General features: G+C 74.7%; 15 protein-coding genes. 8 read left to right on the top strand and 7 right to left on the bottom strand.

Annotated elements, in window-relative coordinates; genetic code table 11:
* Positions 1-19 precede the first annotated feature (19 nt).
* From ilvN to cimA, 8 genes are all read left to right on the top strand, one after another.
* Complete coding sequence (gene ilvN / locus ACFY07_RS20475) at positions 20-544, top strand: acetolactate synthase small subunit (RefSeq protein ID WP_230650920.1); 525 nt, start codon at positions 20-22, stop codon at positions 542-544.
* Between the two features lie 144 nt (positions 545-688).
* Positions 689-1,687 carry a ketol-acid reductoisomerase gene (gene ilvC, locus ACFY07_RS20480; RefSeq protein ID WP_230650922.1) on the top strand — a complete coding sequence of 333 codons (999 nt, stop codon included), beginning with the start codon at positions 689-691 and terminating at the stop codon, positions 1,685-1,687.
* Positions 1,688-2,008: 321 nt separating this feature from the next.
* Positions 2,009-3,613: a phosphoglycerate dehydrogenase gene (gene serA, locus ACFY07_RS20485; RefSeq protein WP_390870377.1), complete on the top strand. Its 1,605-nt coding sequence runs from the start codon at positions 2,009-2,011 to the stop codon at positions 3,611-3,613.
* 828 nt (positions 3,614-4,441) lie between these two features.
* Complete coding sequence (locus tag ACFY07_RS20490; protein WP_390870379.1) at positions 4,442-8,353, top strand: S8 family serine peptidase; 3,912 nt, start codon at positions 4,442-4,444, stop codon at positions 8,351-8,353.
* Positions 8,354-8,498: 145 nt separating this feature from the next.
* Positions 8,499-9,542 (top strand): 3-isopropylmalate dehydrogenase, encoded by a 1,044-nt coding sequence (locus tag ACFY07_RS20495; RefSeq protein ID WP_230650931.1) that lies wholly within the window; start codon positions 8,499-8,501, stop codon positions 9,540-9,542.
* Between the two features lie 344 nt (positions 9,543-9,886).
* Positions 9,887-11,005 carry a branched-chain amino acid aminotransferase gene (locus ACFY07_RS20500; protein WP_230650934.1) on the top strand — a complete coding sequence of 373 codons (1,119 nt, stop codon included), beginning with the start codon at positions 9,887-9,889 and terminating at the stop codon, positions 11,003-11,005.
* A gap of 134 nt (positions 11,006-11,139) precedes the next feature.
* On the top strand, positions 11,140-11,706 hold the full coding sequence (locus ACFY07_RS20505) for a Uma2 family endonuclease (RefSeq protein ID WP_390870382.1): 567 nt from the start codon (positions 11,140-11,142) through the stop codon (positions 11,704-11,706).
* 338 nt (positions 11,707-12,044) lie between these two features.
* Positions 12,045-13,673, top strand: a complete 1,629-nt coding sequence (gene cimA / locus ACFY07_RS20510; protein WP_390870383.1) for a citramalate synthase — start codon at positions 12,045-12,047, stop codon at positions 13,671-13,673.
* Positions 13,674-13,805: 132 nt separating this feature from the next.
* On the opposite strand, the gene ACFY07_RS20515 is transcribed toward cimA, so the two are convergent.
* The 7 genes from ACFY07_RS20515 to ACFY07_RS20545 all read right to left on the bottom strand — a co-directional run bounded on the left by ACFY07_RS20515 (position 13,806) and on the right by ACFY07_RS20545 (position 21,043).
* Complete coding sequence (locus ACFY07_RS20515; RefSeq protein WP_390870385.1) at positions 13,806-14,390, bottom strand: ATP/GTP-binding protein; 585 nt, start codon at positions 14,388-14,390, stop codon at positions 13,806-13,808.
* A complete protein-coding gene (locus tag ACFY07_RS20520; protein ID WP_390870387.1) occupies positions 14,371-15,114 on the bottom strand; it encodes a DUF742 domain-containing protein in 744 nt (247 codons plus the stop codon). The genes ACFY07_RS20515 and ACFY07_RS20520 overlap by 20 nt, the downstream gene beginning before the upstream one ends.
* A 153-nt stretch (positions 15,115-15,267) precedes the next feature.
* Positions 15,268-15,681: a roadblock/LC7 domain-containing protein gene (locus ACFY07_RS20525; RefSeq protein WP_111495390.1), complete on the bottom strand. Its 414-nt coding sequence runs from the start codon at positions 15,679-15,681 to the stop codon at positions 15,268-15,270.
* A gap of 10 nt (positions 15,682-15,691) precedes the next feature.
* The gene (locus ACFY07_RS20530; RefSeq protein ID WP_390870389.1) at positions 15,692-19,108 is read right to left on the bottom strand and encodes a nitrate- and nitrite sensing domain-containing protein; all 3,417 of its coding nucleotides are present in this window, start codon (positions 19,106-19,108) and stop codon (positions 15,692-15,694) included.
* 410 nt (positions 19,109-19,518) lie between these two features.
* Entirely contained in the window at positions 19,519-20,121 is a 603-nt protein-coding gene (locus tag ACFY07_RS20535; RefSeq protein WP_390870391.1) for an ATP/GTP-binding protein, read from the bottom strand.
* Positions 20,102-20,533, bottom strand: coding sequence for a DUF742 domain-containing protein (locus tag ACFY07_RS20540; protein WP_230654970.1), 432 nt, complete (start codon positions 20,531-20,533; stop codon positions 20,102-20,104). Before ACFY07_RS20540 ends, ACFY07_RS20535 begins: the two co-directional genes overlap by 20 nt.
* 96 nt (positions 20,534-20,629) lie before the next feature.
* Complete coding sequence (locus ACFY07_RS20545) at positions 20,630-21,043, bottom strand: roadblock/LC7 domain-containing protein (protein WP_230745250.1); 414 nt, start codon at positions 21,041-21,043, stop codon at positions 20,630-20,632.
* Between the last annotated feature and the right edge of the window lie 6 nt (positions 21,044-21,049).

The following is a 21,049-nucleotide window of genomic DNA, read 5'->3' on the forward strand; positions in this document are numbered from 1 at the left end:
GAACCGAGGAAGCCGACCCATGTCCAAGCACACGCTCTCCGTCCTGGTCGAGAACAAGCCCGGCGTGCTCGCCCGCATCGCCGCGCTCTTCTCCCGCCGGGGCTTCAACATCGACTCGCTCGCCGTCGGGCCCACCGAGCACCCCGACGTCTCCCGGATGACGATCGTCGTCCAGGTGGAGGACCTGCCGCTGGAGCAGGTCACCAAGCAGCTCAACAAGCTGGTCAACGTGATCAAGATCGTCGAGCTGGACCCCGACGCCTCCGTGCGGCGCGAACTGGTCCTGGTGAAGGTCCGCGCCGACTCCGAGACCCGCTCGCAGGTCGTCGAGATCGTCCAGCTCTTCCGGGCCAAGACGGTCGACGTCTCGCCCGACGCGGTCACGATCGAGGCCACCGGCAGCTCCGACAAGCTGGAGGCGATGCTGCGGATGCTGGAGCCGTACGGGGTCAAGGAGCTGGTCCAGTCCGGCATGGTCGCCATCGGACGCGGCGCCCGCTCCATCACCGACCGCTCGCTGCGCGCCCTCGACCGCTCCGCCTGAGCCCCCGGCGGGCCCGGCCGGAACCCCGAGGTCAGCCGTCCGGACCCGTCTCACCCACCGACTACACCCCGCACCACGGCACCCGGTTGCGTACCGTGAGGACACGACCGCTGCCACCACCACCACGCAAGGAGATGTGCCCCCGTGGCCGAGCTGTTCTACGACGACGACGCCGACCTGTCCATCATCCAGGGCCGCAAGGTCGCGGTCCTCGGCTACGGCAGCCAGGGCCACGCCCACGCCCTGTCGCTCCGCGACTCCGGCGTCGACGTGCGGGTGGGCCTGCACGAGGGCTCGAAGTCCAGGGCCAGGGCGGAGGAGCAGGGCCTGCGCGTGGTGACGCCGGCCCAGGCCGCCGAGGAGGCCGACGTCATCATGATCCTGGTGCCGGACCCGATCCAGGCCGACGTCTACAAGGAGTCCGTCGAGCCGCACCTGAAGGACGGCGACGCCCTCTTCTTCGGCCACGGCTTCAACATCCGCTTCGGCTTCATCAAGCCCCCGGCGGGCGTCGACGTCTGCATGGTCGCCCCCAAGGGCCCGGGCCACCTGGTCCGCCGCCAGTACGAGGAGGGCCGCGGCGTCCCCTGCATCGCGGCCGTGGAGCAGGACGCCACCGGCAAGGCCTTCGACCTGGCGCTCTCCTACGCCAAGGGCATCGGCGGCACCCGCGCCGGCGTCATCAGGACCACCTTCACCGAGGAGACCGAGACCGACCTCTTCGGCGAGCAGGCCGTCCTGTGCGGCGGCGCCTCGGCGCTGGTCAAAGCGGGCTTCGAGACCCTGGTCGAGGCCGGCTACCAGCCGGAGATCGCCTACTTCGAGTGCCTCCACGAGCTGAAGCTCATCGTCGACCTCATGTACGAGGGCGGCCTGGAGAAGATGCGCTGGTCCGTCTCCGAGACCGCCGAGTGGGGCGACTACGTCACCGGCCCGCGCATCGTCACCGACGCGACCAAGGCCGAGATGAAGAAGGTCCTCGGCGAGATCCAGGACGGCACCTTCGCCAACACCTGGATGGCCGAGTACAAGGGCGGCCTGAAGAAGTACAACGAGTACAAGAAGGCCGACAGCGAGCACCTGCTGGAGACCACCGGCAAGAAGCTGCGCTCCCTGATGAGCTGGGTCGACGAGGAGGCGTGAGCCTCCGCGGCGGCCGCCCCCCGTCCGGGGCGGCCGCCGCGCCGCACCACCCCCGCACCGCCGTCCGCACCGCCTTTCGTCAAGCCCCGGTTTTTGTCCGGCCTGTAGATTCCCGTGCGGGTGATTCCGCCGCGGGGGCAGGGGCCGGTGCACCGTACGTCGATACACTTCCGAGTGCGCGTCAGGCCCACAGCGTCGTGCGTCTTCAACGCGGCATGCCACCGTTCCCCATGCCGCTGTTCCCGCCGCCGGGACAGCCCCGCGAGACACGCCACCCACGGTCTGCGGCCGGGGGAGAACCGGACAGTAAGGACAACTGTCGTGAGCGCTGCAACACACCAGAAGCCTGTCGTTCTCATCGCCGAAGAGCTCTCGCCCGCCACGGTCGACGCGCTGGGCCCGGACTTCGAGATCCGCCACTGCAACGGCGCCGACCGCGCCGAGCTGCTGCCCGCCATCGCCGACGTCGACGCGGTCCTGATCCGCAGCGCCACCAAGGTGGACGCCGAGGCGATCGCCGCCGCCCGCCGCCTCAAGGTCGTCGCCCGCGCCGGCGTCGGCCTGGACAACGTGGACGTCTCCGCCGCCACCAAGGCCGGCGTGATGGTGGTCAACGCGCCCACCTCCAACATCGTCACCGCCGCCGAGCTCGCCTGCGGCCTGCTGATCTCGGTCGCCCGCAACATCCCGCCGGCCAGCACCGCCCTGAAGAACGGCGAGTGGAAGCGGTCGAAGTACACCGGCGTCGAGCTCGCCGAGAAGACCCTGGGCGTCGTCGGCCTCGGCCGCATCGGCGTGCTGGTGGCCCAGCGGATGTCCGCGTTCGGCATGAGGATCGTCGCCTACGACCCCTACATCCAGGCCGCCCGCGCCGCCCAGATGGGCGTCAAGCTGCTCTCCCTCGACGAGCTGCTGGAGGTCGCGGACTTCATCACCGTGCACCTCCCCAAGACCCCGGAGACGGTCGGCCTCATCGGCGACGAGGCGCTGCACAAGGTCAAGCCGACCGTGCGCATCGTCAACGCCGCCCGCGGCGGCATCGTGGACGAGGCCGCGCTGGTCAGCGCCCTGAAGGAGGGCCGGGTCGCCGGCGCCGGCCTGGACGTCTTCGCCAAGGAGCCGTGCACCGACTCCCCGCTCTTCGAGTTCGACAACGTGGTGGCCACCCCGCATCTGGGCGCCTCCACCGACGAGGCCCAGGAGAAGGCCGGCATCGCCGTCGCCCGCTCGGTGCGCCTCGCCCTCGCCGGCGAGCTGGTCCCCGACGCCGTCAACGTCCAGGGCGGCGTGATCGCCGAGGACGTGCGCCCCGGCCTGCCGCTCGCCGAGAAGCTCGGCCGGATCTTCACCGCGCTGGCCGGCGAGGTCGCCGTCCGCCTCGACGTCGAGGTCCGCGGCGAGATCACCCAGCACGACGTCAAGGTGCTGGAGCTCTCCGCCCTCAAGGGCGTCTTCGAGGACGTCGTCGACGAGACCGTCTCGTACGTCAACGCGCCGCTCTTCGCCCAGGAGCGCGGCGTCGAGGTGCGGCTGACCACCAGCAGCGAGTCGGCCGAGCACCGCAACGTCATCACGGTGCGCGGCACCCTCGCCGACGGCGGGGAGGTGTCGGTCTCCGGCACCCTCACCGGCCCCAAGCGGACCCAGAAGATCGTCGGCGTCGACTCCTTCGACGTGGACGTGGTCCTCACCGACCACATGGCCTTCTTCCAGTACGAGGACCGGCCCGGCGTGGTCGGCACCCTCGGCCGCATCCTCGGCGACGCGGGCATCAACATCGCCGGCATGCAGGTCGCCCGTGACGAGGCCGGCGGCGACGCCCTGGTCTCGCTCACCGTGGACAGCGAGATCCCGCAGCAGGTCCTGACCGAGATCGCCACCGAGATCGGCGCCCGGTTCGCCCGCTCCGTGGACCTCGGGGACTGACCGCCCCTCCGGGGCGCCGCCGCCCCGGGTGCTCCGCCCCCGTGTGCCCCGCCGCGTCCGCGCGGCGGGGCACACGCACGTCCCGGACCCCGCGCGGACGGCGCCCGGGACGCCCGCCGCGGGCGGGGGTCCCGCGCCGGGGGGCGTGACGAGCCTCCTGGCCGGCGCCCGTGCCCGCACCTCCCTCCCGGCCGCCGACGTGCGTCCCGTGCCGGGAGAGGCGGGCTGTGCCGCCGGGTCCGGGAGGGCATGGCGGGTCGCCGTCTCAGATAGTAGGAAGTCCGAGTAACGGGCGGACATCCGCCGCCGGCCCGGCGTACCGTGAGAGTGCCATGCGGTCCGCGGCCCCTTGCGACCGGCCACCCTCCCGGTCTGCCGCCCGTGTGCGCCGTACGCGAATGCGCAGGCCACCCCTGCGGCGTACCGCAGCCCTCGGCGACGCCGAGGCCAGACACCCACCCCCATGCGCCCCCCGCATGCCACGGAACGGAGTCCCGGTATGCCCACCACCGCCCCCGACACCACCGCCAAGCGCGACGACACCGCCCGGCGCAACGCCGCGGCCGCCCTCCAGCGGGCCCTGGACCGGCGCGACAACGGCGGCGCCACCGGTCACTGACCCGCCCCGCCGCACGCCGGTCCCACCGGTTCCCCGCGGCCTCCCACCGGACGGGTGAGCCGCGGTCACCCGTGGGAGTGCACCGGTCCCGACCCGGGGTCGGGGCACCCGGCGGCCTTCCGGACCGATCGTAATTTGATCCCTCCGGGAGGGTGATCGCCGTCCGCACGGTGCGTACGGCCAGCCGACCCTTCCGGGGGAGGCCGACCTTGCGCACGCCCCGACCCGAGCACACCGACCGGCCCGGACCGGGCCCGATCCGGTCCGGACCGGCCCGGTCCGGCTCGACCCGGTCAGGCCTGGGCCGATCCCGGACGGTCCGGACGGCCCGGGCCGTCCGGCCCCGGGCCGCCGTCCGGCGCGCGGCCGCCGGCGCGGCCCTGCTCGTCCTGGTCGCGGCACCCGGGCTGCTCGACCTGACCCGGGCGCCCGGCACCGCGCCGGTCTCCCGTGCGCAGTCCGCCGCGCCCGACGCCCCGGGCGACGCCGCCGCGCCGCCCGAGACCGCCCTGCTCGAACTCGACACCCCCGACAGCTGGCAGGCCTGGCGCGGGGCCCGGGACGAGGCCCGCCGCGCCCGCCGCTCCGCAGGGGACGTCCGCCGTGCCGCGGCCGGCGCCGGCGAACGGCAGCGGCGCGCGGTGGAGGCCGCCGCCGACCGCACCGCCCGCGCCCTGGAGGCCGCCGTGCCCGGGGCCCGGGTGCTCTACCGCACTGCCTCCGTGGTCTCCGGCCTCGCCGTCCGCGTGCCCGCCGACCGGCTGGGCGCGCTGCGCGGCCTGCCCGGCGTCCGCGCCGTCCACCCGATCAGCCGCAAGTACCGGGCCAACACCCACTCCGTCCCGCTCACCGGCTCGCCCGCCGTCTGGGCGGGCTCCGGCGCCGTGCCCGGGAACACCGGCAGGGGCGTCACCATCGGCGTCGTCGACAGCGGCATCGACTACACGCACGCCGACTTCGGCGGCCCCGGCACCCCCGAGGCGTACCGCGCCGTCGACGGCTCCCGGCCCGCGCCCGCCGGCCTCTTCCCGAACGCCAAGGTCGTCGGCGGCCGGGACCTGGTGGGCGACGACTACAACACCGACCCCGCCGAGCCGCCCTACCAGCCCGACCCCCACCCCGACGCCAACCCCCTGGACTGCACGGCCAACGGCCACGGCACCCACGTGGCCGGCACCGCCGCCGGGTACGGCGTCACCCGCGACGGCCGCACCTACACCGGCCCCTACCGGCCGGGCCTCGACCCCGCCGGCTTCCGGGTCGGCCCCGGCGTCGCGCCCGGCGCCTCCCTCTACGCCCTGCGGGTCTTCGGCTGCCACGGCTCCACCGACGAGATCGCCCACGCCCTCGACCTCGCCGCCGACCCGAACCAGGACGGCGACTTCTCCGACCGGCTCGACGTGGTCAACCTGTCCCTCGGCGGCTCCTTCGGCGACCCCGGGGACGGCGACGCGGTGGCCGCCGACCGGCTCGCCGCCGCCGGGACCGTGGTCGTCGCCTCGGCGGGCAACGACGGCGACGTCTACGGCATCGGCTCCAGCCCGGCCGTCGCCTCCCGGGCGATCGCCGTCGCCGCCTCGGTCGACGGCCACACCGACGCGGACGGCATCCGCGTCCTGCCGCCCCCGGCCGCCCCGGACGGGGGCGGGCCCGTCCCCGGCGCCGCCGGGCCGCCCGCCTCCGCCTCCGCGCCCCCGGCGGCCGTCCCCGCCCCCGGTACGGCCTCCGCCTCCGGCGCCCCCACCCCCGGCGCCCCCACCCCCGGACCGGCCGTCCCGGCAGGGCCCGCACCCGTCCCCGCCGCCGGATCCGCACCCGCGCCCGTCCCCCCGGGTCCCACCCCCGCCCCCCGGGCCGCGGGGGCCGGGCCCGCGCCCGCCCCTCCGGGCCCCGCACCCGTCGCCCCCGCCCCGGCCGTCGCACCCGGCGAACCCGACCCCACCGCCGCCGGGACGGTCGTCCCCGCCCACTGGAGCAGCAAGTACCCCGACTGGGAGACCCGCGACGTCACCGGGGAACTCGCCCTCCCGGCCGACGACGCCGACGGCTGCGCCCCCTTCGGCCCGGCCGACGCCGCCCGCCTGCGCGGCCGGGTCGCGGTGCTCGCCTGGACGGTCCGCGACGCCGACCGGGCCTGCGGCTCCGCCGCCCGGGCCGACCACGCCGCGGACGCCGGGGCGGTCGGGGTGGTCCTCGCCGCCGACGGCGACCAGACCGGCGAGATCGCCGGCGACACCCGCATCCCCGTAGTGATCGTCGCCCGGGCCGACGGCGAGCGGCTCCGCGCCGCCGCGGCCTCCGGCGACCCCGTCCGGGTGCGGCTCGCCGCGCCCGGCAACACCCTGCGCGGCTCGGTGGCGCAGGACCGTCCGGAGCGCGCCGACACGCTGGCCGGCTTCTCCTCCCGGGGCAACGGCCTGCCGGGGCTGGTCAAGCCCGACGTCACCGCGCCCGGCGAGACGATCCTCTCCGCGCAGGCCGGCTCCGGCTCCGGGGGCGTGCGCAAGGACGGCACCTCGATGTCCGCGCCGCACGTCGCCGGGGCCGCCGCCCTGGTGCGCGCCGCCCGCCCGTCCTGGACGCCCGAGCAGGTCAAGGCGGCCCTGATGGACACCGCGGGCGCCGACCTGACCACCGGCGAGGGCGGCACGGGCGCGGTCTACGGCCCGGAGCGCGTGGGCGCCGGGCGGATCCGGGCGGACCTGGCCGTCCGCACCCCCGTCATCGCCGCGGCCTCCGGCGCCGGGGTGCCGCCGGGCGCGGTCGGCGTCTCCTTCGGCGAGGTGGCGGCCACCGCGCCGGTGTCCCTCACCCGCGAGGTGGAGGTGCGCAACCTCGGCGACCGGCCCGCCGCCTACCGCACCGGCTACCGGGCCGCCACCGCGGTGCCGGGCGCGTCCTACGCGGTGGAGCCCGCAGCGGTGTCCGTACCGGCGGGCGGCACGGCCGTGGTCCGGGTGACCCTGCGGATCCCCGACCCCGCCGCGCTGGAGGCGCGGCCGGACCCCACCCTGGACCCGGAGCAGGCCGGGCACGCCCGCGTCTACCGGCCGGAGGCGTCCGGGAGGCTGGTCCTGACGCCGGAGGGCGGCGACGGACTGCCGGAGCTGCGGGTCCCGGTCCTCGCCGCCCCGCACGCCGCGTCCCGCCTCACCGCCGCCCTGGTCTCGCGGCTCCCCGCGGACGGCTCGGGCCGGCCGGGCCTGCTGGTGCGGATCGACGACGACCCCCGTGCCGCAGGCCGGACCGCCGGCACGGCCGCCGCGGAGGCGCCGTCCCTGCTCGGCGCGTTCGCCCTGGGCGCGGAGGGGGCCCGCTGGCCGGACTGCGGCCCCCGCCCGCCGGCGGGCGGCGCGGACTGCGCCGCGTACCCCGCCGACCGGGCCGCCGACCTGCACTGGGCCGGCGCCGCCAGCGACGCCCCCGCCGTGGCGGCCCGGGGCGGCGACCCCCTGGAGGACGGCACCCTCTACCTGGCCGCCGTCTCCTGGGCCGCCGCCCCCACCCCGGTCGGCAGGACCGCGGTGCGGGCCTCCCTGGACACCGACGGGGACGGCCGCACCGACGCCGTGGTCGAGGCCGACCGCCTGCCCGGCAGCGACGTGCTGGTGGCCCGCACCCTCGACGCGGCCACCGGCACGGAGCTGGACGTCCAGCCGCTGGGCGCCCGGTGGGGCGCCGCCCCCGGCCTGCTGGACAGCGGCACGGTCGTGCTGCCGGTGCGGCTGGCCGCGCTGCCGGGCCTGCGCCAGAGCACCGCGCGGATCCGCTACGCCCTGTGGACGGGCCCGGCCGGGGGCGACGGCGTCCCCGACGTCCGCCGTGCCTACGACGCGCTCGGACTGTCCGGGGGGTGTCCGGCGCTGACGCTGGACGTGCTCCACCCGGCGCTGGACGTCCGGGCCGGCACCGGCGGGCCCGCCGCGGTGGCCGTGCCGGAGGGGCCCGGGATGCTGCTGGAGGTGCGCCGCGACCCGTGGGCGTACGACCCGTGGGCCTACGGCCCGTGGGCGTACGGCCCGGGCGGGGGCGGCCTCGGGGCCGGGGGTGCGCTGCTGGTGGTCCACCAGGGCAACACCGACGACAGGCGCGCCCAGGTGGTGCCGCTGCCCCTCTGGTGAGAGCCGCCCTCCTGGCGGCGCGGGCGTCCCGCCGGTCCGGGCCGGACCGGCGGGACGCCCGCGTCCCGGCCCGCCCGCCCGGATCGTTCGTCCACATGGCGGACGGTCCGTGTCATCACCTGGGACGGGCGAGTAGGGTGCCCGCATGTCTCGCAGCATCCGCCTCGCAGTGATCCCCGGTGACGGTATCGGCCAGGAAGTCGTGGCCGAGGGCCTCAAGGTGCTCGGCGCGGTGCTCCCCGCCGGCACCAAGGCCGAGACCACCGAGTACGACCTGGGCGCCCGCCGCTGGCACGCCACCGGGGAGACCCTCCCCGACTCCGTGCTGGAGGAGCTGAAGGGCCACGACGCGATCCTGTTGGGCGCGGTCGGCGACCCGTCGGTGCCGTCCGGCGTGCTGGAGCGCGGCCTGCTGCTGAAGCTCCGGTTCGCCTTCGACCACCACGTCAACCTGCGCCCCGCCCGGCTCTTCCCGGGCGTGGCCTCGCCGCTGGCGGGCTCGCCCGGGATCGACTTCGTGGTGGTCCGCGAGGGCACCGAGGGCCCCTACGCGGGCAACGGCGGCACCCTGCGCGCCGGCACCCCCCACGAGGTCGCCACCGAGGTCAGCCTCAACACGGCCTTCGGCATCGAGCGCGTCGTCCGCGACGCCTACCGCCGCGCCGCCGCCCGCCCGCGCCGCAGGCTCACCCTGGTCCACAAGAACAACGTGCTGGTGCACGCCGGCCACCTGTGGAGCAGCATCTTCGAGCGGGTCGGCCGCGAGTTCCCCGACGTCGCCACCGACTACCTGCACGTGGACGCGGCGACGATCTTCATGGTGACCCGGCCCGAGCGGTTCGACGTCGTCGTCACCGACAACCTCTTCGGCGACATCCTCACCGACCTGGCCGCGGCCGTCACCGGCGGCATCGGCCTGGCCGCCAGCGGCAACATCAACCCGGCGGGCGACTTCCCGTCGATGTTCGAGCCCGTCCACGGCTCCGCGCCGGACATCGCGGGCCAGGGCAAGGCCGACCCGACGGCCACCGTCCTCTCCGTCGCCATGCTCCTGGAGCACCTCGGCCTCACGGAGGAGGCGGCCCGCGTCGAGGCGGCCGTCGCCGCCGACCTGGCCGGGCGCGTCGGCGCCCCCGCCCGCACCACCGCGCAGACCGGCGACGCGCTCGCCGCCCGAGTAGCCGGCTGAACCGCCGGTCCACTCGCCCGCGCCCTTCACCCACGAGGCGGCCCGGACGCCCTGCCGACCCGGCGGTTCAGCACCCCTGACCCCCGGCACCCGGTACGCATCCCGGGCCGCCCGTCGTGTCCCGCGGACCGGCGTGCGCCCCGGCGGCCCGCCCTCCGCCGCCCCGCCGCCCCGCGCGGCCGGCCGGTGGCGGAGAGCCGCCGCCCGCACCGCCGGACACCCCCACGGCTGTCCGACCGGGCCCCGGGAATGCGACCATCGAACCTGGGCACCGGTCGCGCCCGGCCCTGCGCCGGGCCGCCCGGCGGCCCGCCACGACGAGACGGTGAAGGACTCACGCAGCCATGACCACGGCACCCCTGGCCCAGGCCCCCATCACGATCGAGCTCAAGCCCTCCGCGCACCCGCTGCCCGCGGCGGAGCGCGAGGCCCGGCTGGCCTCCCCCGGCTTCGGCCGCGTGTTCACCGACCACATGGTGACCATCCGCTGGACCGAGGGCCGCGGCTGGCACGACGCCCAGCTGGTGCCGTACGGGCCGCTGGAGATCGACCCGGCCAACATGACCCTGCACTACGGCCAGTCGATCTTCGAGGGCCTCAAGGCCTACCGGCGGCAGGACGGCACCATCGCCACCTTCCGCCCCACCGCCAACGCCGAGCGCTTCCAGGCGTCCGCCCGCCGCCTGGCGATGCCGGAGCTGCCGGTCGAGACCTTCGTCGAGGCCGTCGAGCTGCTGGTCCGCCAGGACCGCGACTGGGTGCCGGCCGAGCCCGAGCAGAGCCTCTACCTGCGCCCCTTCATGTTCGCCACCGAGGTCGGCCTCGGCGTCCGCCCGGCGAACGAGTACCTCTTCATGCTGATCGCCTCCCCGGCCGGCGCCTACTTCCCCGGCGGCGTCAAGCCGGTCTCGGTCTGGCTCTCCGAGGAGTACGTCCGCGCCGCGCCCGGCGGCACCGGCGCCGCCAAGTGCGCCGGCAACTACGCCGCCTCGCTGGTCGCCCAGGCCCAGGCCGCCGAGAAGGGCTGCGACCAGGTCGTCTGGCTGGACGCCGTCGAGCGCCGCTGGATCGAGGAGATGGGCGGCATGAACCTGTACTTCGTGTACGGGGAGGGCGACGACGCCCGCATCGTCACCCCCGAGCTCTCCGGCTCCCTGCTGCCCGGCATCACCCGTGACTCGCTGCTGCGCCTCGCCGCCGACCTCGGCTACGGGACCGCCGAGACCCGCATCTCCACCGACGACTGGAAGGACGGCAACGCCGACGGCACCCTCACCGAGGTCTTCGCCTGCGGCACCGCCGCCGTCATCACCCCCGTGGGCTCGGTGAAGTCCACCCGCGCCGACTGGACGGTCGGCACCGGCGAGCCCGGCCCGGTCACCATGCGGCTGCGCGAGGCGCTGCTCGCCGTCCAGACCGGCCGGACCCCCGACACCCACGGCTGGATGCACACCATCTGCTGACGCGCCCCCGCCGTGCGCCGCGCCCCGGCGCACGGCCCCGTGCGCACGGCGCCCCGGCCCGGGGCGCCGTGCGGCGATGGTGTCCTCCCCAGCCCGCTGCTCGTTGGACCGGCTGACGCCGGGAGGAGGAGAGCATGACCGCGGCCCCGCACCACGTCACCGCAGGACACGGCGGCGACGGCGACGACCTGCTGGCGGCCTTCCTGGCGCTGGACACGCCGGAGGGATTCCGCGCGGAGCTCGTCGAAGGGGAGATCGTCGTGACCCCGCCGCCGGACGGCGACCACGAGACGGTGATCGGCCGGATCGTCCGCCAGGTCTACCGCTCCTCTCCCGAGGACATCGACTTCGCCCCCAACAAGGGACTGTCCCTCCCTGCCGGCCGCTTCATCCCCGACGGCACCTTCGCCCGGCGCGGCGCCTTCGCCGGCCGCCCCTCCTGGGCCGAGCCCGACGGCGTCCTCCTGGTCCTGGAGGTCACCTCCACCCGCCCCGAGCGGGACCGCGACGCCAAGCGCCGCGGATACGCCGCCGCCGGCATCCCGCTCTACCTCCTCGTGGACCGGGAGCGGTCCCGCGCCGTGCTCCACAGCGAGCCCCGCGGCGGCGACTACCACCGCTGCGCCTGGGTCGCGCTCGGCGACGTCCTGGAGCTCCCGGCCCCCTTCTCCCTCCCCCTCGACACCGGCGACCTGGACTGATCCCCGATGATCTCGAAACGGCGTCCGCATGCCGAGACGCGCTGGGGCGCCCCGTCCGTCCTGTGCGAGACTGCGGCCATGCCCTCGCTCGTCGTGATTACCGGCAGCAGGCGCGCCGGTCCGCAGTAGACCGCTCCGACGACCAGAACCGGAGCGGCCACCGTGTCCCAGACCCGCGCGCAGACCTCTCGCACCCGCGAGGGGTCTTTTGTTTTGGACCGGCCGCGCGGGACCTCCCACAAGGAGGCCCCGCAGGCCGGCCGGCGCCCGCGGCGAGGAGGACGGCGGCGCCGGAGAGACCCGGCAGCAGCATCCACCCGGACAGGAGACCCACGGCCATGACCGAGGCCAGCAGCCACCCGGACGACACCTTCCACGTCTTCGACACCACGCTGCGCGACGGCGCCCAGCGCGAGGGCATCAACCTCACCGTCGCGGACAAGCTCGCCGTCGCCCGGTACCTGGACGAGTTCGGCGTCGGCTTCATCGAGGGCGGCTGGCCCGGCGCCAACCCCCGCGACACCGAGTTCTTCGCCCGCGCCCGCGACGAGCTCCACCTGCGGCACGCCCAGCTCGTCGCCTTCGGCGCCACCCGCCGGGCGGGCGGCACCGCCGCCGAGGACCCGCAGCTTGCCGCCCTGGTCGCCTCCGGCGCCCCCGTCGTCACCCTCGTGGCCAAGGCGCACGACCGCCACGTCGAACTCGCCCTGCGCACCACCCCGGACGAGAACCTGGAGATGGTCCGCGACAGCGTCCGCCACCTGCGCGCCCAGGGCCGCCGCGTCTTCGTCGACTGCGAGCACTTCTTCGACGGCCACCGCGGCAACCGGGAGTACGCCCTCGCCGTCGTCCGGGCCGCGCACGAGGCCGGCGCCGACGTGGTGGTCCTCTGCGACACCAACGGCGGCACCCTGCCGAGCCGGGTGCACGAGGTCGTCGCCGACGTCCTCGCCGAGACCGGCGCCCGCCTCGGCATCCACGCCCAGGACGACGCCGGCTGCGCCGTCGCCAACACCCTCGCCGCCGTCGAGGCCGGCGCCACCCACGTCCAGTGCACCGCCAACGGCTACGGCGAGCGGGTCGGCAACGCCAACCTCTTCCCCGTGGTCGCCGCGCTGGAGCTCAAGATGGGCCGCCGGGTCCTGCCCCCCGGCCGGCTCGCCGAGACGACCCGCATCTCGCACGCCGTCGCCGAGGTCGTCAACCTCACCCCCTCCACCCACCAGCCGTACGTGGGCGTCTCCGCCTTCGCCCACAAGGCGGGCCTGCACGCCTCCGCCATCAAGGTCGACCCCGACCTGTACCAGCACATCGACCCCGGGCTGGTCGGCAACACCATGCGGATGCTGGTCTCCGACATGGCCGGCCGGGCCTCGGTGGAGCTCAAGGCGAAGGAGCTCGGCCACGACCTCTCCGCCGACCGCGACCTGGTCGGCCGGATCGTCGCCCGGATCAAGGAGCAGGAGAACGCCGGCTACACCTACGAGGCCGCCGACGCCTCCTTCGAGCTGCTGCTCCGCGACGAGGCCGCGGGCCGCCGCGAGCGCTTCTTCACCGTGGAGTCCTGGCGGGCCATCGTCGAGCAGACCCCGGGCGGCGGCGCCGTCAACGAGGCGACCGTGAAGCTGTGGGCCAAGGGCGAGCGGATCGTCGCCACCGGCGAGGGCAACGGGCCGGTGGACGCCCTGGACAGGGCGCTGCGCACCGGGCTGGAGCGGATCTACCCGCAGCTGGCCAAGCTGGAGCTGGTGGACTACAAGGTCCGCATCCTGGAGGGCCGGCACGGCACCGGCTCGGAGACCCGGGTGCTCGTCGAGACCTCCGACGGCTCCGCCGAGTGGTCCACGGTGGGCGTGGCGGCCAACGTCATCGCCGCCTCCTGGCAGGCGCTGGACGACGCCTACACCTACGGCCTGCTGCGGGCCGGCGTGCAGCCCGGGCCCCAGGACCCGCCCGCACGGGGCTGAACCGCACGGGAGCGGCCCCCGGAGGCCTGAACCGCACGGGAGCGGGCAGACGCCCGTACACGGCCGGGAGCCGGCGGCCTGAGGCCGCCGGCTCCCGTGGGGTCCGCCCCCGTGCCCGTCCCCGGGCCCGGCTCAGCGCAGCCGGGCGAGGAGGGCGTGCTCGACGAGGGTGATCAGCGCGGACTTGGCGCTGTCGCGGCGTCGGGCGTCGGTGGTGATGATCGGCGTGTCCGGGCCGAGCTGCAGGGCCTCGCGGACCTCGTCGGGAGTGTGCGGCTGGTGCCCGTCGAAGCCGTTGAGGGCCACGACGAACGGCAGGCCGCTGTTCTCGAAGTAGTCCAGCGCGGGGAAGCAGTCGGCGAGGCGGCGGGTGTCGACCAGGACGATGGCGCCGATGGCGCCGCGGACCAGGTCGTCCCACATGAACCAGAAGCGGTCCTGCCCGGGGGTGCCGAAGAGGTAGAGGATCAGGTCCTCGTCGAGGGTGATGCGGCCGAAGTCCATGGCCACCGTGGTGGTGGTCTTGCCCGCCGTGTGGGTGAGGTCGTCGATCCCCGCGGACGCGGAGGTCATGACGGCCTCGGTGCGCAGCGGGTTGATCTCCGAGACCGCGCCGACGAGGGTGGTCTTGCCGACACCGAAGCCGCCCGCGACGACGATCTTCGCGGAGGTGGTGGCGCGGGTCGCGGCAGCCGGGCTAGAGCTTGCGAAGTCCACTGAGGACCCTTTCGAGCAGTGTCACGTCGGGCTGTCCGCCGGATTCGCCCCCGGCGGCGGGCTGGTGGATGGCGACCAGGCCTGTTTCGGCCAGGTCGGCGACGAGGATGCGTGCGACCCCGAGCGGCATCGAGAGCAGTGCGGAGACCTCCGCGACCGACTTGACCTCCGTGCAGAGCATGCAGATCCGCTGGTGCTCCGGAAGCAGGGTGTCGAGCTGCTCCGGCTGGGCGGTGGAGGTGACCAGGGCCTCGATCGCCAGCTCGTACCGGGGACGGGTGCGCCCGCCGGTCATGGCGAACGGCCTGATCAGCGGCTCGTCGTCATGGCCGTCGTCGTGGCCGTCCTCGGGGAAGTCCTCGGGGTGGAAGTCCCCGCCGTAGCCGCCCTGCCCGTGCCGGTCCTGGTACGGGGCCGGCGGGGCCTCCTGCCCGTAGCCGCCGTACCGGTCGGCACCGTACTGGTCGCCGCCGTACTGGCCGGCACCGTACGCCTGCTGCTGCGGATCGCCGTACGGCGGGCCGTAGTCCTGGCCGTAGCCCCCTTGGGGAGGTGACCAGCCCCGGCCGTCCCCGCGCTGCGGGAACGGCTGCCCGGGACCGGAACGGCCCTGGGCTCCCTGCCCTCCGGGTCCGTAGTCGGTGCCCTGGGCACCGAAGGCGTCGTGGCCCGTTCCGGGATACGGAACGCCGTACGGACCGCTGCGGTCGTCGGGCGGTGTCACGGTTCCTCCTCACGTGGAGCGGCGGGGGCGGTGCGACGGGTGCTGTGCTGTGCAGTGTCCGGTCCCACTACTACCGGCGGTCGTATCTACGGGCGGTCCCGGGCCCTCCTCGCGGGGGCCCGGGACTGACCGGGAGGTGCATCCGGTGGAGCGTCAGTGCAGCAGGCTGCCCTGGAGTTCGGCGCGCAGCGCGGGGGTGAGGACCGCGCCGGCCCGGTCGACGAGGAGTGCCATCTCGTAGCCGACGAGGCCGATGTCGGAGTCGGGGGAGGCGAGCACCGCCAGCGAGGAGCCGTCGGAGACGGCCATGAGGAACAGGAAGCCCCGCTCCATCTCGACCACGGTCTGGTTGACGTCGCCGCCCTCGAAGATCCGGGAGGCCCCGGAGGTCAGGGAGGTGAGGCCGGAGGCCACCGCGGCGAGCTGGTCGGCCCGGTCGCGGGGGAACCCGTCGGACATGGCGAGCAGCAGACCGTCCGCGGAGACCACCACGGTGTGGGACACCCCGGGGGTGTTGTCCACGAAGTTGGTGATCAACCAGTTCAGATTCTGTGCCGCCTGGCTCATCTGACTCAACTCAACGCTCCTGGTGGTTCGAGCCGCCGAAGAGATCGGTGCTGCCGTGCTGTTCGTTGCCGCCCCGGTCGGTCCGGAAGCTGCCCGTCACGGACGGGTCGCCGCCGGCACTGCGCCCCTGCTGGACGCCGCGGCGCAGGCTGCTGAGCCGGCCGCGCACCTCCTCGGGGGCACGGGAGATCTGGGGGCCGTCCTGGGGGATGGTCTGGGCGTTGCCCGGAACCAGGTTCTGCTTGGGCACCCGGCGGGGGAGGCCGGACGTGGTGACCCCGCCCGCGCTGGGCTCCCGCACCTGCTCGGCGCGCTGCCAAGAGGTGTCGTTCGGGGTCCGCCAGGCGTCGTCGACCGGAGCACCCGACGGGGTGTTCTCCTTCGCGCCGGTGAACCAGTTGGGCTTCTCGCCCGTGTCCGGTCCGCCGATGGCCCGGTTGCCCAGTCCGGCCGCACCGCCGCCGCCCGGCAGGGCCTGGCCCGGCCGCCGCTGCGGCAGGCCGGCGCCGGTCTGCGCCGACGCGGCGGGGGAGGGGGCCTCGGGGCGGCCGCCGTCGTAGCCGTTGCGGTGGGAGTCGGCGTACCGGCCGTCCGCGTACGGGTCGGCGGGCATCCCCGCGGCGTAGTCCCCGGCGGGGGCGCCGTCGTAGGACTCGCGGTAGCCGTCCTGCGCGGCGTAGCCGGCGTCGGCGTACTGCCCGTCGCCGTACTGCTGCCGGCCGCCGTAGCCCTGGCCCGCGTACCCCTGGTCGCCGTATCCCTGGTCCGCGTAACCCTGCTCGGCGTACCCCTGGTCGGCGTACCCCTGCTCGGCGGAGGGGCCGCCGCGGCCGTCCTGTCCGGCGTAGCCCTGGTCCGCGTAGTCCTGCGGGGCGTACCCCTCGCGGTACTCCTGCGCGGGTTCCGCGTACTGCTCGTCCGCGTAGCCGCCGGCCTCCGGCGCACCGGACGGCAGGGCGGCCGGACCGGCCTCCAGCGCCGCCCGGCGGCGCTGGTCCAGCCGCATCGAGCGGTTCATGGCGTCCAGCGCGGGGCTGAAGCCGTCGTTGCCCTCCGGGGCCCGCTCGAAGCGGCTGTCGTCGAAGCCCAGCTCGGCGGCGCTGCGCAGCTGCTCGAAGGTGTCCTCCGGGCGGCCCTGCTCCGCGAAGATCCGGGAGACGGTGAACTGCTCCTCGGGCGCCTCCGGCGCCCTCTGCACCTGGGTGAGGTGGGCGGGCATCATGACCAGCGAGGTGGTGCCGGCCGACTCGCCGGACGGCCGCAGCTGGACCCGGATCTCGTGGCGCTCGGCCAGCCGGCCGACCACGAAGAGGCCCATGCGCCGGGAGATCGAGGCGTCGACGGTGGGCGGGTTGGCGAGCTTCTCGTTGATCTCGGCGAAGTCGTCGGCGGTGAGGCCGATGCCCTTGTCGTGGATCTCCACCAGCACCCGCGCGTCCGGCAGCCGGGTCGCGTTGACCTGCACCTTGGTCTGCGGGCTGGAGAAGGTGGTGGCGTTCTCCAGCAGCTCGGCGAGCAGGTGGACGAGGTCGGTCACGGCGGGGCCGACGACCTCGGTCTCCGGGATGCCCGAGAGCTCGATGCGCTCGTACTGCTCCACCTCGGAGGCCGCGGCGCGCAGCACGTCGACGAGCGGGACGGGCTGGTTCCAGCGGCGGCCGGGCTCCTCGCCCGCGAGGACGAGGAGGTTCTCGCCGTTGCGGCGCATGCGGGTCGCCAGGTGGTCCAGCTTGAAGAGGTTCTCCAGCTGGTCCGGGTCGGCCTCGTTGTTCTCCAGGTCCGTGATCAGCGTCAGCTGGCGCTGGATCAGGCCCTGGCTGCGGCGCGAGAGGTTGGTGAAGATCGCGTTGACGTTGCCCCGGAGCATCGCCTGCTCGGCGGCGAGGCTGACGGCCTGCTGGTGCACCTCGTCGAAGGCGCGCGCGACCTCGCCGATCTCGTCGCGCCCGTACAGCGGGATGGGCCTGACGTCGGTGTCGACCCGCTCGGGGTCGGTCTTGGACAGCCGGTCGACCAGGTCGGGGAGACGGTGGCCGGCGATGTCGAGGGCGGCGGCGCGCAGGGTGCGCATGCCGATGATCATAGAGCGTGCGACGAAGCCGGTCAGCAGTCCGGCGACGGCCAGCGAGGCCAGCACGATCGCGGAGTTGAGGATGGCGTCGTTCTGCGCCCGGTTCTTCAGGCGGTGCGCGTCGGCCAGGACCAGGCCGTTCAGCCGGCTCTCCACGGTGCGGTAGGCCTGGATGTGGACCCCGGTCGCCGCCATCCAGTTGGCGAGGTTCAGGCCCTGGAGGTTCGCGGCGCTCACGGCCTGCAGCGCCGCCCGCGGGCTCTGCGCGGAGGCGATGGCCTGGGCCGTGACGTTGGCGATGCCGATCTGCTGGGTGATGCTCGGGATCGGGTGGCCCGCCTTGGCGGCGGCGGCGTCGGTGTCCTTGGCCGCCTCCGCCTGCGCCTGCTGGAAGATCGTGGTGTCGTTGTCGTTGCTGGCGGACTGGAACTCGCCGAGCGACACCTCCTCCAGCTTGTTGGAGATCGCGATGCTCTGGACGAGGGCGCTCATCTCGGGCCTGGAGAGCTTGCCGGTCCTGACGCCGATCAGGAGCTGCGTCATGAGCAGCCGCTGCGTCGAGGCGGAGGCCTTGGAGAGCGCGAGGGCGTAGATGGAGCGGCCGCGGGAGGTGACGTCGGAGCCGCCGAAGCCGACCTCGTTCTCGTACGACATCAGCGGGGCGATGAGGACCGAGTAGGCGCTCTGGGTCGCGGTCGCGAAGAGCCGGGGGCTGAAGGCGTTCTCCTGCAGGTTCTGCAGGGAGGCGACCAGCAGCTGGAAGGCGGCGTTGCGGCGCCGCAGCGACTCGTCGTCGGAGAGCGGCTCGTAGGCCTTGTTGTAGGCGGCGAGGGCTTCGGCCGTCGTCGAGCGCAGCTTGTTGACGGCGTTGGTCTGGCCGGTGTCGTGGGTGAGCAGCGGCAGGGCGGACAGGTCGCGCTCCTGCTCCAGGGCGTCGGCGAGCGCGGTGGAGGCCGCGGCGAGCTTCGCCGTCTTCTCGGCGCGGTCCGCGGCCTGCCAGCCGTCGATCGAGGTGTTGACGCGCAGTCCGCCGAAGACGAGGCCGATGACGACCGGGATGAGCAGGATCGCGATCAGCCGGGTCGGCACGCGCCAGTGCCGGGGGGAGAGGGAGCCCAGCCGGCCGCCCGGGCCGCGCTCCTGGTCCCGGTCGCTCCTGTCGCCCGCGCCGTGGCCCGGCTCGGGCGCTGCGGGGGGCGTCGGCCTGCCCTGCGCGGAGGTCCCCGGGGCCGCGCGCTCCGTGGAGGCGGCGAAGGGCGTGAAGGCGGCGCGGTCCCGGGAGTCGCCGGGGTTCCCGGGCTCTCCCTGTCGGGGCTCGGGGCGCCGCTGAGGGGTGACTGGCTGCTTACGCCTCACTCGACAACAACCTCTCGGCCGCTCGGCGGCCATGGATCAATCCAGCGGCACTGCCCGGGTCACGGCCTTCTGCGCGGCGGCTCGGACGGAGGTGGCCCGGGAGTAGCTGGAATTTCAGCACGTGCACGGCGAGCGGAACAAACAGCCGTACACGCCCTTTCAGGGAAGGACAATTCGGGCGGAATGCGGCACCGGTCGACGAATGGCCGCAGGAACGTGTCCGCAGCGGCCCGGTTCGGGCACGCTGGGTGACCGCGCGGCGGGAAATCCCTATCGAACCGTTATGCAGCCGGTGCGCCGCATGGGGGCGTGCGGCCGGACGCGCCGCGCGGGGGCGCGTCCTCCGGCGCGGCAGGGCGGCCCGACGAGTGCCGCAGGAAGCGGGTACCGGGCCGCCCATCGCAGGCTCCCTACCTCAGCCGGGCGAGGAGGGCGTGCTCGACGAGGGTGATCAGCGCGGACTTGGCGCTGTCGCGGCGTCGGGCGTCGGTGGTGATGATCGGCGTGTCCGGGCCGAGCTGCAGGGCCTCGCGGACCTCGTCGGGAGTGTGCGGCTGGTGCCCGTCGAAGCCGTTGAGGGCGATGACGAACGGCAGGCCGCTGTTCTCGAAGTAGTCGATCGCGGGGAAGCAGTCGGCGAGGCGGCGGGTGTCGACCAGGACGATGGCGCCGATGGCGCCGCGGACCAGGTCGTCCCACATGAACCAGAAGCGGTCCTGCCCGGGGGTGCCGAAGAGGTAGAGGATCAGGTCCTCGTCGAGGGTGATGCGGCCGAAGTCCATGGCCACCGTGGTGGTGGTCTTGCCCGCCGTGTGGGTGAGGTCGTCGATCCCCGCGGACGCGGAGGTCATGACGGCCTCGGTGCGCAGCGGGTTGATCTCCGAGACCGCGCCGACGAGGGTGGTCTTGCCGACACCGAAGCCGCCCGCGACGACGATCTTCGCCGAGGTCGTCGCCCGGGTCGCCGTGCCGCCGAGGCCCGGATCCGCGGGCCTAGAGCTTGCGAAGTCCACTGAGCACCCTTTCGAGCAGTGTCACGTCGGGCTGTCCGCCGGTCTCGCCCGAGGCGGCGGCCGGCTGGTGGATGGCGACCAGGCCGGCTTCGGCCAGGTCGGCGACGAGGATGCGTGCGACCCCGAGCGGCATCGAGAGCAGCGCCGAGATCTCCGCCACCGACTTGATCTCGCGGCAGAGGTGGACGATGCGCTGGTGCTCGGGGAGCAGCCCGCCCTGGCGGCCGGCGGTGGCGGTGGTGGAGATCAGCGCCTCGATCGCGAGCTGGTACCGCGGCCGCGTGCGGCCGCCGGTCATCGCATAGGGGCGCACCAGCGGCTGCTGCTGTTCGTAGCCGCCTGGCTGCTGGTCACCGTAGCCGTTGCCGTACCCGTTTCCGTACGGACCGGCCGTGCCGGGGGGCGGGGTCATGAATCCTCCTTGCGCTGCAGCGGATCGCAGCCCGTGTCAGCGGGGTGGTTCTCCGGCGGCGCGGCGGGACGGCCGCGCCACCGGCGTGATGAGGGGTCAGTGCAGCAGGCTGCCCTGGAGTTCGGCGCGCAGCGCGGGGGTGAGGACGTCGCCGGCCCGGTCGACGAGGAGTGCCATCTCGTAGCCGACGAGGCCGATGTCGGAGTCGGGGGAGGCGAGCACCGCCAGCGAGGAGCCGTCGGAGACGGCCATGAGGAACAGGAAGCCCCGCTCCATCTCGACCACGGTCTGGTTGACGTCGCCGCCCTCGAAGATCCGGGAGGCCCCGGAGGTCAGGGAGGTGAGGCCGGAGGCCACCGCGGCGAGCTGGTCGGCCCGGTCGCGGGGGAAGCCCTCGGACATGGCGAGCAGCAGACCGTCGGCGGAGACCACCACCGTGTGGGACACCCCGGGGGTGTTGTCCACGAAGTTGGTGATCAACCAGTTCAGGTTGCTCGCCGCCTGGCTCAACTGACT

Origin of the sequence: Streptomyces sp. NPDC001380, from assembly GCF_042895785.1 — a bacterium.
Lineage (GTDB): Bacteria > Actinomycetota > Actinomycetes > Streptomycetales > Streptomycetaceae > Peterkaempfera.

Coding starts and splice junctions, on each gene's coding strand:
- ilvN (WP_230650920.1), top strand. CDS start 20: ATGTCCAAGCACACGCTCTCCGTCCTGGTCGAGAACAAGCCCGGCGTG.
- ACFY07_RS20495 (WP_230650931.1), top strand. CDS start 8,499: ATGTCTCGCAGCATCCGCCTCGCAGTGATCCCCGGTGACGGTATCGGC.
- ACFY07_RS20500 (WP_230650934.1), top strand. CDS start 9,887: ATGACCACGGCACCCCTGGCCCAGGCCCCCATCACGATCGAGCTCAAG.
- ACFY07_RS20505 (WP_390870382.1), top strand. CDS start 11,140: ATGACCGCGGCCCCGCACCACGTCACCGCAGGACACGGCGGCGACGGC.
- cimA (WP_390870383.1), top strand. CDS start 12,045: ATGACCGAGGCCAGCAGCCACCCGGACGACACCTTCCACGTCTTCGAC.
- ACFY07_RS20525 (WP_111495390.1), bottom strand. CDS start 15,681: ATGAGCCAGGCGGCACAGAATCTGAACTGGTTGATCACCAACTTCGTG.
- ACFY07_RS20540 (WP_230654970.1), bottom strand. CDS start 20,533: ATGACCCCGCCCCCCGGCACGGCCGGTCCGTACGGAAACGGGTACGGC.